Genomic DNA, 15,643 nt, shown 5'->3' on the forward strand with positions numbered 1-15,643 from the left:
ATGCCGGACGACGCCACAACGACGGACGTACTGGTCATCGGCTCCGGTATCGCCGGGCTGGCGGCCGCGCTCGCTGCGGCCCGAGAGGACGACGACGTGACGCTCGCCACCAAGGCGACCCGCCCGGAGGGGGCCTCCTCCTGGTGGGCACAGGGCGGTATCGCCGTCTCACGGGACACCCCAGAAGAGTTCAAGGCGGACATCATGGCCGCCTCGGACGGTACGGCTGACCCCGACGCCGTCGATGTGCTGGTCGAAAATGCAAACGAGGCCGTCGAAGACGTGCTGCTGGAGACGCTCGATGTGGAATTTGACCAGAACGGGTCTGGCCACGACTTCACCCGCGAGGCCGCCCACAGCGAGGACCGCATCCTCCACGTCGACGCCGCCACGGGCAAGCACATCCACGTCCCGTTCCTGAACTACGTCGACGACCACGACGGCGTGGAGATTCTAGACGACACCGCCGCGCTCGAACTCGTCCGCCACGAGGGGCGGGTCCACGGCGCGATGCTCGAATCCGACGGTGAAGTCGAGCCGTACTTCGCCGGCAGCGTCGTGCTGGCGACCGGCGGTATCGGCGACCTCTACCCGCGGACGACCAACCCTGACAATACGACCGGCGACGGCATCGGGATGGCCGCGCTGGCCGGGGCCGAAATCGAGGACATGGAGTACGTCCAGTTCCACCCGACAGCATGTGTCTTAGAAGACAATGAGGTCGCCTTCCTCGTCAGCGAGGCCGTCCGCGGCGAAGGCGGCCTGCTGCGCAACGGCGACGGCGAACGGTTCATGCCCGGCTACCACGCCGACGCCGAACTCGCGCCCCGCGACGTGGTCGCCCGGGCAGTCAAAGCTGAGCGCGAGGCCACCGGCGAAGTCACGCTGGATGTCTCGCCACTCGATTTCGCCGCCGAGTTCCCAGGCCTCGTTGAGCGCTGTGAGGAACACGGCATCGACTGGACCGAAGGCATCCCGGTCGCGCCCGCCGAACACTTCCTCTGTGGCGGTATCAGCGTCGACGACCGCGGCCGGACGACACTGGACCAACTGTATGCCGTCGGTGAGTGTTCCCGGACCGGCGTCCACGGCGCGAACCGCCTCGCCAGCACGTCCCTGCTGGAGGGACTGGTCTGGGGCCTGCGCGCCGGCGAAGACGCCGCCGGGGCCGAGCCGGAGCCAATCGAAACGCCGGAGCTGCTGGAACGGGACCCAGACCTGCCCGAGCGGTTCGCCCGCGACAAGTTCCAGCGGTTGACCCGCGTGATGGACGAGAACGTCGGCGTCGAGCGCGACCCCGCTGAACTCCAGCGCGCGATGGCTGTACTCCGGCGACTCAAAGGCGAAGTCGACGCCTACGTGCGGACCCGGACCAGCCGGTCGCTGTACGAACTGCGCCACGCCAGCGTCACTGCGCTGCTGGTCGCGCGCCACGCCGCGGAGAACGAGGAGAGTGTTGGCACGCACAACCTCGTGGACGCGAGCGAGGACCCGCCGGAGCCCACGGCCGACTGATGCTCACCGACAGCGACATCGAGCGGTGGCTCCGTGAGGACGTGGGCCACCACGATGTGACCAACGACGTGCCCGGAACGACCGAGGGTCGGCTGGTCGCGAAAGAGTCCGGCGTTATTTCCGGGCTCCACGCGGCCACCGCGGTGTTCGAGTATCTGGACTGTGATGTCAAGACACCCGTCGCCGCCGGTGAGAGAATCGACGCCGGTGATGTCGTGCTTCGCGTCGACGGCCCCGCACAGTCCGTGCTCCGCGGCGAACGCGTTGCCGTGAACATCACCGGCCACGCGTCGGGCGTGGCGACGAAGACCCGAGCCGCCGTCGACGCAACGGAAGCGGCCACGGTGGAATCCCCACCCCGCATCGCCGGCACGCGGAAGACGACGCCCGGCTTGCGCGGCATCGAGAAGCGAGCGGTGGCGGCCGGCGGCGGCGACACCCACCGACTGGACCTCTCGCACATGGTGATGGTCAAGGACAACCACATCGCCGAGATGGGACTGGTCGACGCCATTGACCACTTCCGCGAGCGGGCCTCATTCACCACGAAAGTCGACGTGGAGGTGGAAACGCCTGAGGACGCCCCGCGAGCGGCCGAGGCCGGCGCGGACATCCTCCTGCTGGACAACATGTCCCCCGCCGAGACCGAGCGGGCCGTCGACATCGTGGCTGAGTCCGATGCCGACGCGCTCACGGAGGCCAGCGGCGGTATTACGGTCGAGAACGTGCCGGCCTACGCCGAAACGGGCGTGGATATCATCTCGATGGGGGCGCTGACCCACTCCGCACCGACGCTGGATTTCTCCTTTAGAACTGGTTAGGTGCCCCTAACCCCCGTCGCTCGGTCACTCTCGACTGTCGTCGAACCGTCGCGCCAGCATGACCTCGTCGACCAGTTCGCCCCGAATTTCGTAGTGGTCATCCCGGACAGCCTCAACTGTCCAGCCGGCCGCCTTCAGGAAGTCGATGGCCCGCTCGTTTGTGGCCGGCAGGCTGTTGTACACCTTCCGGCAGCCCCGGCTCGCGGCCCACTCGACCCCGCGGTGCAGCAGGTGGCTGCCGATCCCGTGGCGGCGGTACGTCTCCATCACCCCAAGCGTTAGTTCGGCCGTCGACGAGAGCTCCGCCACCTCGGACATGGAAACGTGGGCCCAGCCGACGACATCGTCGTCGACGGTGGCGACGAACACGATCCGACAGCGGTTGGGACCCCAGCGGACGAGTGTGTTCTCGTAGGCCAGTTGCTCCGCGACGCCGGCTGCGGCGAGATACGGCTCCTCGCTGGTGACCTCCCGTATCGTACCGACGACGCCGGAGAGGTCCGACGGTCGGGAGGGCCGGATCTCGTAGCTGACGCCGGCCTCGTAGTGTTCGGCGGTCTCGCCCTGATGGAGGGCGACGGTGAGCTTCCCGTCCTCGGTGGTCTCGATGAGGTCGTCGCGTTTGAGGATGGAGAGGTGGTGCTGGAAGCGCTCGGGGTCGACGCTGATGGCTTCGGCCACCTCGGCGGGCGCGACGGGGCCGTTTCGCTCCACGAACCGATACACGTCAGACCGGTCGCCGCCGAGTTCGAGGTCTGTTGGGGACGGCATCTCGCTACGGGCCAATGGTGACTGTATCCACTTGAAAACACCCGGCACATGTGCTTGTTTGTTCATGGTTATCCCGACGCGATATCCGTTCACGTGACGCTTTTGTACGGCCGTGGCCCATCCCCGACCATGCCAGATGCGGTCCGTCGCTGTCCCGAGGACGGGTTCTTCGAGGGCGACACGTGCCCGGTTTGTGACGGAGAAGGGACCCGCGTTCTCGACGGCGCACGACGGCGACAGCTCTCGAAGTACGTCTCGGGGGCGCTCAGACACTTCCCCGACGACGCGGGCATCGAGTTAGACGAGGCCGGCTGGACGGCGTTCGATTCCCTCCGCGCTGCAGTCGAGCGAAAGTACGACTGGGCCGACGGCGAGGCGCTGGCAGGCGTCATCGCCACGGACCCAAAGGGGCGCTTCGAGCGAACTGGAGTCAGCGACGAGTCGGGCGAAGTAGCCGCTGACGGTTGCGTTCGAGCGGCCTACGGGCACTCTGTCGACGTGACCCTCAATGGGACCGACGACCCTGTCCCGGCGACGCTGTATCACGGGACCGCCCCGCGGAACGTCGCGTCGATACGCGAAGCGGGACTGCAGCCGATGAACCGCCAGAGGGTTCACCTCTCGGACTCCGTCGCGGCGGCCCGCGAAGTGGGACATCGTCACGCCGACGCCCCCGTCGTGTTCATCGTCGACGCTGGGGCGATGCAGGCCGACGGCCGACGCATCGTCAAACGAGGGACCGAGACGTACACGACCGACCGCGTCCCGCCGCAGTACCTCTCGCTGCTGGACGAATAGCGTTGGTGCGTCGCCCGTTACTCGACAAGCGGCGTGCCGGTCATTGCGGCCGGTTGGGCGATACCCATGAGCATGAGCATCGTCGGCGCGAGGTCAGCCAGCGTCCCGCCGTCGCGGGCGGTCCGCCCGCCGGCGGTCCCGTCAGGGGAGAGGTAGATGAACGGAACGGGGTTAGTCGTGTGTGCGGTGTGTGGGTCCTCGATGGTCCCCATGTCGTCGGCGTTCCCGTGGTCGGCACAGATGAGCACGTGGCCGCCGGCGGTCTGAATCGCCTCGACCAGCCGGCCCAGTTGCTCGTCGACGGCCTCGACAGCGGTCACCGCCGCGTCGAAGTCGCCGGTGTGGCCGACCATATCGGGGTTGGCGAAGTTCAGGACCAGCGCGTCGGGATCATCAGTTCCGATGAAATCGATGGCGGTGTCGGCCAGTTCCGGCGCGCTCATCTCCGGTTGCAGGTCGTAGGTCGCCACGTCGGGGCTGTCGACGATTTCGCGGCTCTCGCCGTCGAAGGCCACCTCCCGCCCGCCGTTGAGGAAGTAGGTGACGTGGGGGTATTTCTCCGTCTCGGCCAGCCGAATCTGAGTCTTTCCGGCTTCGGAAAGTACCTCGCCGAGCACGTCCTCGGGCTGGTTCGGCGGGAAGGCGACCGGCAGGTCGAACGTCTCGTCGTACTCGGTCATAGTCACCAGTCGGGTGTCCGGCGGCTCGGTGTCGGCTCCCCAGTCCTCGGGCCGAATGTCGCCGAGCATGCGGGTGAGTTGCCGGGCGCGGTCCGACCGGAAGTTGAAAAAGATGACCGCATCGCCGTCTTCGAGGCCGGCGTGGTCGCCGACGGTCGTCGGTTCGATGAACTCGTCGGTGGTGTCGCGGGCGTAGGATTCGGTGGCTGCCGTGACGGCATCCTCTGCGTGGTTGTCGTCCTCGCGGTGAACGATAGCGTCGTAGGCCCGGCGCGTCCGTTCCCAGTTCTGGTCGCGGTCCATCGCGTAGTAGCGGCCACAGACGGTAGCGACGTGGCCCGTGCCGTGCTCTTCGGCGTGAGCTTCGAGGTCCGTGAGGTAGCTCTCTCCGCCAGTCGGCGACGTGTCGCGGCCGTCGGTGAAGGCGTGCGAGACGGCATCTGTCCCGCGCTCGCCGGCGAGTTCGATGAGCGCGTGGAGATGGTCCTGATAGGAGTGAACACCGCCGTCAGAAACGAGGCCCATGAAGTGCACGCGGCCGCCGTGGTCCTCGGCGTAGTCGAAGGCCGATAGAATCGTCTCGTTCTCGAAGAAGGGCGGGTCCTGTGCGGCGTCGTCGGGCGGCGACTGTCCCCGTGAGCGAGCGATGCTGTCGCTGACGCGGGCGGAGTCCTGCTTGACGACGCGGCCGGCCCCGATGTTGAGGTGGCCGACCTCGGAGTTGCCCATCTGGCCCTCCGGGAGGCCGACCCGGCGGCCGTGAGTGGCAAGCGTCGACGCTGCACCTGCGTCTCGGTAGCGGTCGAAGTTCGGCGTGTCGGCGGCGGCGACGGCATCCTGGACATCGTTGTCCGGGTTCAGGCCCCAACCGTCCAAGATAATGAGTCCGACATCCATACTCGGAGGGTTGCGCGACCGGCCTAATACACTGTCGGTCAGTATCGAACGTGACGGTCGATAATGCGGGACCCGCGGCCGTATGGCCGTCCGGCACTCTGAAGGGTGGGGGGGGTTGCTGGAACCATGTTGTTAAGAGGCTGGCCCGTCTCCTCTCCGGTATGACTCGGAACATTCTCTCGGACGATCTGGCCGACGCAATCGTCACGACAGCCCGGACGGCGACGGGCGACTCGCTCCGGTCAGTGACCTATTTCACACGTGCGAACTTCGAGCAGCTCTACCTGCGGGACGACCTCGAACAGGACGCCGACCTCAACGACTTCGTCGGCCACGAGTGGCAGGGGTACAAGCAGACGAAAAACGCCTATCAGGAGTCCGAACTGGGCGATTACCGCTTTACCGTCCGCGCCTTCTCGAACGGCTACCTGCTCCGAGCGACGACCGAGCGCCAGGGCGTGCTCATCACCACGGACGGCCTGACGATGCAGTCCTACGAGGAGATTGCCGAGGCCATCGAACGACTGCTCCGCGAGGAGTCCGGCAAGGAGTGAGCGCCGAATCGGCGGGTTGACCAAAGGGTTATGGCCGTTCCCGCGAACGCACGGGCATGACACTGGACCCGGTCCACGTCGACGGGATCGCCAAGCTCGCCGGGCAGGTGCGCGAGACCGTCGAGACAAGCGACCAGGAGGCAGCTGCCGAGGACGTGTGGGACAGCTTTCTCGACCCGTTGTGGCAGGACGGGACGAAGATTCTGGAGCCACTGGACGAGCAGCGCCGCCGGAAAGTGCCGGTCGAGGACATCGCTCTGGCGGACCCGCCGTTTCCGACCCAGCACGGCCTTGATTCGGGCACGATCAATCCCACGACGTTCAAGAACGGGCTGGTACTGGACGTGGCACAGGCGGCGATGGGCAGCGTGCCCTCGGACATCGAACTGCATCGCGGCCGGACAATTATCATGGCCGTCCATTCGAACGACGCGACGCTGAGGTTCGACGGCGAATGGCAGGGCGGGGACCGCGGCTACGCCAAGCGGCGCGTCCTCGACGTGCCACAGGTCGACCGCTACGAGCAGCGGGTCGTCCACGCGCTGGCGCTGTATCTCGCGGAGAGCCAGCACGCACTGACGAACGCCGATATGGTCGAGGACCTGTTCATCCTCGACGGGCCGATCTACCCGACCGGCGTGCTCCGCTGGGCCGACCGCGACACCGAACTGGCCGACCTGCTCGCGGAGGACGACCGGCCCAAGACGGTGGTGAACAACTACGTCGACCTCGTCGAGCGGTTCGTCGAGCGGGACGTGCCGATGGTGGGGTTCATCAAAAACTCCTCGACAAAGGCGCTCACGCGGGCGCTCCGTCGGAAAACGAACGCTCCATGGGTGAACGACACCGCCTTCTTCCGCCGCATCCTGGAACGGCGCGACGACGACGGCGAGCAGCGGACGGACTGTCTCACTGCGACGAACTGGTTCCGCTCGCGGGCCGGCACCGACGGCATCATGGCCGCCGACGGCGACGCACTGGGCATCGAACGGTCGCTCGATCCCGAGGCCTACGAAGTGACGTTTTTCGTTCTCTACGACCCGCGCTCCGACCTCGTGTTCCGCGTCGAGGCCCCCTACGCCTTCACCAAGGACCCGGACCGCCGGGCCAAACTCACACGGCAGATACTCCACGACGTGGCCAAAGAGCAGGGGCCGCCGCTGGCTATCGGAAAGGCCGACGAACTCGCCAAGATCGACCGACAGGGCAGCGAGGAGCTTACCCGCCGCATCGAGCGGACGTTCGAGACCGACCGCGAACGAGAGTACAATGATATCCGCTGGGGAGCCGTCGAGGAATCGTTCTGAGGCTATCCACGGCGGGCGAGGACGATAGCATAGAGGAGTACGAGCAGCCCAGCGAGTTCCGTGATGGTACTGGGGATCGGAAAGACCACTCGCGGGACGACTTGCACGGCACCGAGAGTGACGAGATACGAGACGAAGGTTAGGAGGCTGATACCGACGGCGAGTGCGAGCATGGAGCGGGTCCGCTGGCGACGGTAGCCGACGAGCGCCAACGCGGCGATTAACAGCCCTACGCCCATCTGTGCGAAGTGGATAGCGAACTTCACCGTGACCCACGTCTCGTCAGCGAATCCGAGGAACTCCATCAGAGTCCCTCCCAGAGGTCGACTAGGGCGTCGGCGAACTCGTGTGTCGATGACTCCACGGAGAGGCTGACATCGAATGTCCCGTCGGTGAGACACACGGTGAGTTCGTCCATCTGTGCCTCGTACACGTCCGGGTGATGGCCGTCGTCCGCGAGTTGCGTTCGAGCGGCGACGAGGCCACAGTCTTCGAGGGCGTCGAGGCGGCGATACACGGTCGAGAGCGACATGTCGCAGTCGTTGCTGAGTTCGGTTGCGGTCATCGGTCTGTGACTCGTGGCTGCAAGGAGCGCGCGAGCGTATTCGTCATCGAGGAGGGCGAACACCTCGGTCGGGGACGGATCCTCGGCCACGCGCAGTGGGTTCGCCTGTCACCGTGGTATAACTCACCGGTCGTTCGCTGACCCAGAAAACGGCCGGTCAGTCACAGCGAGCCGAAGTAGTCATAGAATGGGTCACATACCATCCCTACAACTTCCCGACGAACGGTCAGTACAGGCAACGTAGAGAACAGTTCGAGGTGTATCTGATTTCTAGTAGAAGTTGCATGCTGAATCCAGGAGATGAGTGCAGCACAGTAGCTTCATTCCTTTCACGCTGAAGCCAGCGAACCAGTTGCTCAGTGTACCGATTCAAACAGCGTGGGGATATGGGTGCTCCCAACTGACTGGAGTTGACTTTCACTGAGTGACGATTAAGCGTTGCTCAGCAGGAATGGTGGGCCCTGGTGGTCAAGCAGTCCGGCGCCATCACCGTGGATTCGTCGCCGAGTCTGGCTCCGCCAACGAGTTTCTGTCCTCTATGGCGGTGGGGAAGTCCGGCTATGCGTTCCGCGTCACACCTGTCCAGTATCGAGATGCACAACCACCGGCCGATAGCCGGGATATTGAACCCAGACCTTGGACCAGTCAGCCGGGCACTGTAGACTCGATGCTAAGTGGGACCTCTCAGCGCACGGCGCCACCGACAGACATCGCTGTGCTCGTCTTTCGAGCCCTCGCTTGCTGGTACTCGCGAGGAAGACGAAGCGCTGCAGTCGGCGCGATGGCACGCCTCGCAGCGATCTACTCGTGCTCACTCCGTTGCGCGCGATCCCCGTTTACGAGTTGTATTATTGAACTTCTGATCAAGATAGGTGTGGAATGAACCTTGATGTGCGACGCGGCCAGATAGCTGGACACATGTTGCTATTGATGCTGATGCTACTCCCGGAGGTACTCGTCACCGGTACTGTATATCGCCCCGTTTCTACTCTCTTAATCACCGCACTTGGGGTGGTGATACGTTTCACGAAGGGAGCAAGCTACAGGGCCCGTCGAGATCTCACGCACACAATCGTGAAATCAACAGTGGAACTTCCAGCAGTGTGCCAGATGCGGCCGATCTAATCGCAAAGAAATGAAACTCTCAGAACGCGCAAACGACGAACTGGCCCGACTGAAAACCGTTCTCTTCCAACGCCAGGTGGTTGTCGGGCTCGGCCTGACAGTGGTGCTCGCAGGATTGCTCGTAGTGGTGGGGTTGTATCGTCCGAGCAGTCTTGCGAATGTAGTTATTGACTCAGCTGTTTCCGTACTGGTCGCACTCATTGCGGTGTACCTTTCGATAGACACTTTCCGGCGCTACTTCCGTCGATCTGAAGCAGGGCGTATTGACTCGATGGAAAGGATAGTACAACGGTATGCCGACCTCAGTCTGCTGTCGCTGGAAACCGTACCTGGGTGGCGATCCAACTCTTTCAATCGCGGCCCGCGTGTTCCGTTCGTGACTGAATATCAACCCGATAACCCAACGTCCGTTGATCGCTACGACATTGAGTACATCGACGAGCATGACGCGACACTTGACGATGAGGTGGCGCTAGTACTCGAGCCGTATAGAGACCGATTCGCCCGTGATTTTACCCGGGAAGATCACTTCAACGGACGGCGTGTTGCGCTTGAGGCCGTTAGTGACAACCGGTTCGGTGTATCCCCAACCTCCTTTTTTCATTCGTATATGACTGTTTTCAGCCCCGATACGGAGTTATCTGGAGGGCGAAGCCTTCGCGACTTAACCGAGGAATTGCTGCTCGCCGAAGACGGCCAACTGGCGCCAGTATCTGAGTCTCCCTTTGATGGAGCCTTCGGCGGCGGTGCGTTACTTTTCACCGAAGACGGCCGTGTGGTGATTCCGACGAGGAGCCGGCAAGTTGTCAATACCGGCGGGGTGAATGGAGTCTCATTCGGTGGTACATTGGATCCGACGGTTGTGACAAATGGCGATCTCCGAGAGCACTTTGAGTCAGAGCTTAGACAGGAACTCAATATTGAGCCGACAAACCTCAGTCAACTTCGAGTCCTAAGCATCGTCAGACGATTAGAAGCCTTAGGAAAGCCGGACATACTCGCAATGGGCCTCGCAGATGCCAGTGTAGTACCCGAACAGGCGAGCAATGAGCACATTCGGTTGATTGACCCACAGGTCGTCCCTGATCGCTATCTTCCCATCGAGTCGGTTGATGACTTACTACAGGGGGATGTCGCCGAGGTGACTCTCCGGAGCGTGTTCGACGTGTTGGAGGACAGTTATTACGAACCTGGTCAATCACTCTTGGGGACTCTCTGGTACCTACACAGCCACGCCGAATATACCGATAGTGAGTCAGCCGACAGCGTTGCCCGGGATGAGTAGCAGCAGACGCCGACTGGCTGTGACTCCGTCCAGAGAGTCACCGCAGTGGTGGCACTCATACCCGCCACCTTTGCGACCCGGCATGCGGGAAGTGGTACCAAGCCGAGTAGGGGCATCTCAGTCCCGCAGGTGGTCGCTTGCGTGGCTGTTCGATACGACATGAGTTCTGCCGTACCGCTGCATTTGCGCCCTCCATCTTGCATGGCACTCAGCACATCATTTGAAACGGATAAGAATTTCAGCAGTCCAGTCGCAGACCGACGTCTCGAACAATTCACGGTAATATAGATGGAATGCTCCCTGAGATGCCGTTCTTGACACCCGCACAGCGAGCCAGCTACGCCGTCTCAGCCTGCTGCACCGTCACGTCGACTGTTTCACCGGCCACGCCGAGCCGGGCGAACTGCGTTCGGACGTGTTCCTTGGCCGCGTCGATGGCCGCGTCCCGTGTCTCGAAGCCGCGGGGCATCGGGGATTCGAAGGCGATTCGGATCTCGCGGTCGCCGATAGCCTGGACCTGGCCGCCGCTTTCCACCTCGTAGAAGGCGTCACAGACCCAGACGTAGGGCGTTCCCTCGTCCGGCGCGCCGTTGAACTCGGGCGGTTCCTCGCCCGGCTCGTACAGCGTCCCGGTCAGCGCCGTCCCACCTGCTGTGCCCCGAATAAGCAACATAGCGAGGTATAGGGGCCACAAGGGCAAAAGAGTCGCCCCCAGATCAGGGTTCGCAGTCGACCACGACGGGCAGGTGGTCGGAGCCGTAGTGGTCGTCGTCGCGGTCGGCGATGACCGCTCTGGTGTCGACGGCTACGTCCTCGCTGACGAACACGTGGTCGATGCCCATGTTCGGGAGCAGGTCGTGGAAGTCGGTCCGGGTCGTCGTCGGGCCGTGGGTCGCGGTCGCTGTGTCGCGGGCGTCGACCAGCGTGCGGCCGTCCGGAAGTTCGTGGCCCGCGGCTCGCTCGTAGGCCGGCTCGCCGACGACGCAGTTGAAGTCGCCGGTCACGACCGCGGCGGCCTCGCGGGCGATAGAGTCGAGATGGTCGAGCACCAGTTCGATGCCCTCGACCCGCGCGTCGGCCCCCTGATGGTCCAGATGCGTGTTCAGACACAGCAGGTCCTCGTCGGTATCGAGGTCCCGGAGGCGCGCCCAGGTCGCCACGCGAGGGTACGCGGCATCCCAGCCGACGCTGCTTGGCTCGGCCGGCTGTTCGGAGAGCCAGAACGTGTTCGTGGCTGTGCAGTCGAACCGCTCGGTCCGGTAGCCGATGGCTGTGTGCTCCCCGCCGGCGTCGACGGAATCCCGCGGGTCACCAACCCATTCGTAGCCGTCAAGCAGCACCTCTAGCTCCCGGAGCTGGTGGGCCATCGCCTCCTGCACTCCGATGACATCCGGACTATGATACCGGATTGTGGACGCCACGAGCCGCCGCCTGTGCGGCCAGCTGTCTACCCCGTCCCCGGCGGTGTCGTACCGCACATTGAAAGACATCACCCGCGTCCGCTTCATATGCATTCGTTGACAGCCACCCGGGTAAGGTTTCACTTTCACATCGCTGGGGAAAGGTGTTAATCCCCGGCTACCCTGGAGTTGGGTATGTCCGACCTCGGGGATTTCACTGATTTCGACGGCGATGACGCGGCCGACGACGAGTCCGGCGATTCGGCCGCTAGAGTCGACGATGACGACCAAACTGTCGACACATCGACGGACACAGACACGACAGCACAAACCACAGACGACTTCGAAGAGATGGACGTGGCACCGGCAGGGAGCGACACCGGCCTCGGCGTTCTCTCGGCGGCGAACGGGCTCAAAATCAGTGAAGAGGACGACGAATCGATCCTACGGGCGTACGTCACCGCGCGGAACCGCTCGCGACTGCGCATCGGGACGTACCTGCTCGTTCCGTATCCCGACGGGGCGGCTTCGCCGCCAGACCAGAAGCGGGCCGATAGGCCCGCAGACGGCGAGCGCCTGTTCTGTCGCATCAAGGCGCTGGAGTACGCCCAGGAGTTCCACGCCGACGACGCGACCGAAATCCACGCCCGGCGGGCGATGCGCGAGCGAGGTATCGACGAGCGGGACTTCAAATTCATCGCGGAACTGGAGCCAGTCGCCGTTCTCTACTCCGACGGCGGCGAACTCAAGCGGCGGATGACCGACCGGGTTCCCAAGCCCGAAACTATCGTGCGAGAGGCCACCGACAAATCCGAGATCAAGACCGGCCTGAAGATTCCCGAGGACGGCGTCTTTCTGGGACATCTCTCCGTCGGTGGCGAGAAGGTCCGCACCGCCGCCGAGCCACCGACCATCGACTACCGGCTGAAAGACGACTACGACGCCGGTGACCCGCTCGTGTTCCGGCACACCCTCGTCGCAGGCGGGACCGGGTCGGGGAAGACCCACAGTTCGAAGAACGTCCTGCGGCAGTATCTCGGTCGGACCTACGAGATGGGCGACGGCCGCACGCCCGAACTCGCTGTCGTCCAGTTCGACCCCCAGGACGAGTACGCCCAGATGCACGACGACAACCCCGCGATGACTGACGACTTCGAGCGCCGCTGTGAGCGGGAGGGCGTCGCCTACGGCGGCTACGACAACACCATCGCGTTCGTGCCGAAGGTGGCCGGGGCCGACTACAACGCCAGCCACCACCGCGCCGAGCAGGTGGAGTTCACCATCCCGTTCTCGCTCGTCCACGACAACCCGTGGCTCATCGCCGGGTCGAGCCTCAACGACAACCAGTACGGCGCACTGGTGAACACGCTGCTTCCGCGATTCAAGCGCGAATACGGCGAGGGTGGCACCTATAGCGACTTCCGAACGTTCCTCGGAGACCCCGCCCTCAAGGAGGAACTGGACGAGGCGGGCGACGTTCACGAGGCGACGTTCGATGCCATCAAACGCCGCATTCAGGGCTTCGGGGCCGTCTTCGACCAAGACGCCCGCCCGATCACCGACCAGATCTCGCAGTTCGTCCGCGACGGTGGCCTGACGGTCATCCCGACCTACCACATCACGGACTCCCGGACTGCCTCGACCATCGTTCTGGCCGTCTCCAGCCTGCTCATCGACCAGAAGCTCTCGAACGACCCCGACTACGACCGCATCAAAGAGACGCCCCTCGTTTTGGGGATGGACGAGGCCCACAACTTCCTCACCGACGCCGACAGCGTCCAGGGCCGCAAGGTCATCGGGAAGTTCACCGAAGCCGCAAAGCAGGGCCGCAAGGAGCGCCTCGGCCTCTATCTCATCACCCAGGACCCACAGGACATCGCCGACCCGGTGTTCAAGCAGATCAACACGACGATGGTGCTCAACCTCGGCGACGAGGACGCCATCTCGGCCGTGAACATCCCGAACAATCTGGAGTCGAAAGTCCCCTACATGGAGAAGGGCCAGCGGGTCGTCTACTCGCCGGACAACTCCGAGCCGGTGGAACTCATCGGCCTCTCGACGTGTGTGACCCGCCACGGCCGGGAGTGAAAAACGCGGGTTCGCTCGGCGATTGCAGCGGGGCAAAGATTCAAACCGGCCCCAGCGGAACGGGGGCGTATGGCGAAGCGAATCCTCGTTCCGATCGACAGTTCCGATCAAGCAACGGTGGCCTGTGAGTTCGCGGCCGAGGAACACCCCGACGCGACGCTCGTTCTCCTACACGTCATCAATCCTGCAGAGGCCGGCTACAGTGCGGAGGCGTCGATCCCCTCTTTCTCCGAAGAGTGGTACGAACAGCAGGAAGCCGCCGCGACAGAACTGCTCGATGACCTCGAAGCGACGGTGACCGATGCCGGTGTCGAGTCCGTCGAACGCGTCATCGAGGTCGGGCGACCGACGAAAGTCATCGTGGATTACGCGGACGACCACGATATCGACCAGATCGTCATGGGGAGCCACGGCCGCTCTGGCATGTCCCGCATCCTGCTCGGTAGCGTCGCCGAAATCGTCGTCAGGCGTGCGTCCGTTCCCGTGACTGTCGTCAGGTAGCTACGGATGACGGACGATATGCACGTCGTACTGGGGGTCTTCCGACACCGGTGAGCCGACGCTACAGACCGGCGTCGACACCCGACCGGCGTTCTCGCTCCCGATAAACACGATGGAGGCCCCCTCCTCGTGAGCGACTTTCCTGATGGTTCGGGTGATGTCCGTCGTCGTCGACGCCATCGAACTCACGTCCGCCGGGACCTCGTAGCGAAACGACACCGTCGGGACAACCGCCTCGGCCTGTTCTCGCATCCGGTCGGCGACGGCTTCGATATCCAAAGTCTCGTCCGCGTCGATCCAGCCGCGTTCTCTCGCGTACTCCTCGTCATCGGGAATGACGGACAGCGCGACGATCCCCTCGTCTCGGTAGTCCGCGAACTCCGTCGCACGCTCCAGGGCGGCTTTCGACAGGGGCGAACCGTCGAAGGGCACGAGTAGTACCATATCACACGTGTCGCCCGGTTGTGGTTTATTGGTTCCGCACGCATCTACCCCATGTAATATCAGGCTCGGTTCCGATACCGGTCCCCTCCTGCGGTAAGCCGAGCGAATATCTCGGCAAGGAGTCTGTAACTAAACGTGTGGCGTGTGAGCAACAGTCATGGAATCGATAGAAGAGACACTAACGTACCCAATGGAAGACGACGACTGGACCGTGACCGTCCTCATCGGTGGCGTCCTCAGCCTCCTATCGTTCCTCATCGTTCCCGGATTCCTCGTGTACGGTTACCTCGTCCGAGCCGTCCGAGAGCGGGCCGACGGGGCGACACAGCCGCCGGCGTTCGAAGACTGGGGCGAACTGCTCGTCGACGGCGTCAAAGCCTGGGTCATCGGGCTCGTGTACATGCTCGTCCCGCTCATCGTGTTCGGCGTGACCGTCGGCGGCAGCCTGTTCGCGATGGCGACCGGGACCCGCGCCGGAGCGGGCGCCGGTCTGGCCGGGCTGCTCGGCGGGCTAGCGATCTCGTTCGTCCTGTCGCTGGTGTTTGGCTACGTTGCGACGGCGGCGATCATCCATTTCGCCTGTACCGGCGAACTCGGTGCCGGCTTCGACTTCGGAACGCTGCGGAAGTTAGCCCTGTCCCCGGAGTACGCGACGCCGTGGCTGGTCTCGATTGCGTTGTTCATCGCGGCGAACGTCGTGGTGAACCTGTTCAACGTGATTCCGTTCATCGGCTCGCTCATCGCCGCAGTGCTCAGTCCGTTCGCCAGTTTCTACATGGTGGTCGTCGCGACTGACCTCTGGGCCGGCGGCTACAACGCCGCGCTCGACGAACGGGAGGAATCGGAGTCGGTCGGAACGGCGACCGTCTAAGACGAGCAGCAATCCGTCCGC

At 63.8% G+C, this 15,643-nt stretch carries 16 protein-coding genes; 9 read left to right on the top strand and 7 right to left on the bottom strand.

What is annotated here, in order from left to right; genetic code table 11:
• Both Harman_RS05040 and nadC read left to right on the top strand, forming a co-directional pair.
• Complete coding sequence (locus tag Harman_RS05040) at positions 1-1,515, top strand: L-aspartate oxidase (RefSeq protein ID WP_137682704.1); 1,515 nt, start codon at positions 1-3, stop codon at positions 1,513-1,515.
• Positions 1,515-2,336 (top strand): carboxylating nicotinate-nucleotide diphosphorylase, encoded by an 822-nt coding sequence (nadC, locus tag Harman_RS05045; protein WP_137682705.1) that lies wholly within the window; start codon positions 1,515-1,517, stop codon positions 2,334-2,336. Before Harman_RS05040 ends, nadC begins: the two co-directional genes overlap by 1 nt.
• Positions 2,337-2,360: 24 nt before the next feature.
• On the opposite strand, the gene Harman_RS05050 is transcribed toward nadC, so the two are convergent.
• Positions 2,361-3,107: a GNAT family N-acetyltransferase gene (locus tag Harman_RS05050; RefSeq protein WP_137682706.1), complete on the bottom strand. Its 747-nt coding sequence runs from the start codon at positions 3,105-3,107 to the stop codon at positions 2,361-2,363.
• A gap of 129 nt (positions 3,108-3,236) precedes the next feature.
• On the opposite strand from Harman_RS05050, the gene Harman_RS05055 reads away from it, so the two are divergent.
• Complete coding sequence (locus tag Harman_RS05055) at positions 3,237-3,905, top strand: RNA 2'-phosphotransferase (RefSeq protein WP_137682707.1); 669 nt, start codon at positions 3,237-3,239, stop codon at positions 3,903-3,905.
• Between the two features lie 17 nt (positions 3,906-3,922).
• On the opposite strand, the gene gpmI is transcribed toward Harman_RS05055, so the two are convergent.
• A complete protein-coding gene (gene gpmI / locus Harman_RS05060; protein WP_137682708.1) occupies positions 3,923-5,482 on the bottom strand; it encodes a 2,3-bisphosphoglycerate-independent phosphoglycerate mutase in 1,560 nt (519 codons plus the stop codon).
• A 161-nt stretch (positions 5,483-5,643) separates the two neighbouring features.
• Between gpmI and Harman_RS05065 the strand changes: the two genes are divergently transcribed.
• Entirely contained in the window at positions 5,644-6,036 is a 393-nt protein-coding gene (locus tag Harman_RS05065; protein ID WP_053966265.1) for a DUF7522 family protein, read from the top strand.
• Between the two features lie 56 nt (positions 6,037-6,092).
• Positions 6,093-7,343 (top strand): DNA double-strand break repair nuclease NurA, encoded by a 1,251-nt coding sequence (locus tag Harman_RS05070; protein WP_137682709.1) that lies wholly within the window; start codon positions 6,093-6,095, stop codon positions 7,341-7,343.
• Positions 7,344-7,345: 2 nt separating this feature from the next.
• Here the strand turns inward: Harman_RS05070 and Harman_RS05075 are convergent, their stop codons facing one another.
• On the bottom strand, positions 7,346-7,648 hold the full coding sequence (locus Harman_RS05075; RefSeq protein ID WP_137682710.1) for a DUF7521 family protein: 303 nt from the start codon (positions 7,646-7,648) through the stop codon (positions 7,346-7,348).
• Positions 7,648-7,998, bottom strand: a complete 351-nt coding sequence (locus Harman_RS05080) for a winged helix-turn-helix domain-containing protein (protein WP_137682711.1) — start codon at positions 7,996-7,998, stop codon at positions 7,648-7,650. The genes Harman_RS05075 and Harman_RS05080 overlap by 1 nt, the downstream gene beginning before the upstream one ends.
• Positions 7,999-9,043: 1,045 nt before the next feature.
• On the opposite strand from Harman_RS05080, the gene Harman_RS05085 reads away from it, so the two are divergent.
• Complete coding sequence (locus Harman_RS05085; protein WP_137682712.1) at positions 9,044-10,318, top strand: hypothetical protein; 1,275 nt, start codon at positions 9,044-9,046, stop codon at positions 10,316-10,318.
• A gap of 337 nt (positions 10,319-10,655) precedes the next feature.
• Here the strand turns inward: Harman_RS05085 and Harman_RS05090 are convergent, their stop codons facing one another.
• Both Harman_RS05090 and Harman_RS05095 read right to left on the bottom strand, forming a co-directional pair.
• On the bottom strand, positions 10,656-10,991 hold the full coding sequence (locus tag Harman_RS05090; RefSeq protein WP_137682713.1) for a DUF7113 family protein: 336 nt from the start codon (positions 10,989-10,991) through the stop codon (positions 10,656-10,658).
• Positions 10,992-11,034: 43 nt separating this feature from the next.
• Complete coding sequence (locus Harman_RS05095) at positions 11,035-11,826, bottom strand: endonuclease/exonuclease/phosphatase family protein (protein ID WP_137682714.1); 792 nt, start codon at positions 11,824-11,826, stop codon at positions 11,035-11,037.
• 87 nt (positions 11,827-11,913) lie between these two features.
• Between Harman_RS05095 and Harman_RS05100 the strand changes: the two genes are divergently transcribed.
• Together Harman_RS05100 and Harman_RS05105 are read left to right on the top strand one after the other, a co-directional pair.
• Positions 11,914-13,806 (top strand): ATP-binding protein, encoded by a 1,893-nt coding sequence (locus tag Harman_RS05100; protein ID WP_137682715.1) that lies wholly within the window; start codon positions 11,914-11,916, stop codon positions 13,804-13,806.
• Between the two features lie 69 nt (positions 13,807-13,875).
• Entirely contained in the window at positions 13,876-14,307 is a 432-nt protein-coding gene (locus Harman_RS05105; protein ID WP_137682716.1) for a universal stress protein, read from the top strand.
• On the opposite strand, the gene Harman_RS05110 is transcribed toward Harman_RS05105, so the two are convergent.
• A complete protein-coding gene (locus Harman_RS05110) occupies positions 14,308-14,751 on the bottom strand; it encodes a universal stress protein (RefSeq protein ID WP_137682717.1) in 444 nt (147 codons plus the stop codon). It lies immediately after the preceding gene.
• 157 nt (positions 14,752-14,908) lie between these two features.
• Here Harman_RS05110 and Harman_RS05115 point away from each other — a divergent pair, with 157 nt between their 5' ends.
• Positions 14,909-15,622, top strand: a complete 714-nt coding sequence (locus Harman_RS05115) for a DUF4013 domain-containing protein (RefSeq protein ID WP_137682718.1) — start codon at positions 14,909-14,911, stop codon at positions 15,620-15,622.
• The last annotated feature ends 21 nt before the right edge of the window (positions 15,623-15,643 follow it).

Origin of the sequence: Haloarcula mannanilytica (genome assembly GCF_005406125.1) — an archaeon.
Classification (GTDB): domain Archaea; phylum Halobacteriota; class Halobacteria; order Halobacteriales; family Haloarculaceae; genus Haloarcula; species Haloarcula mannanilytica.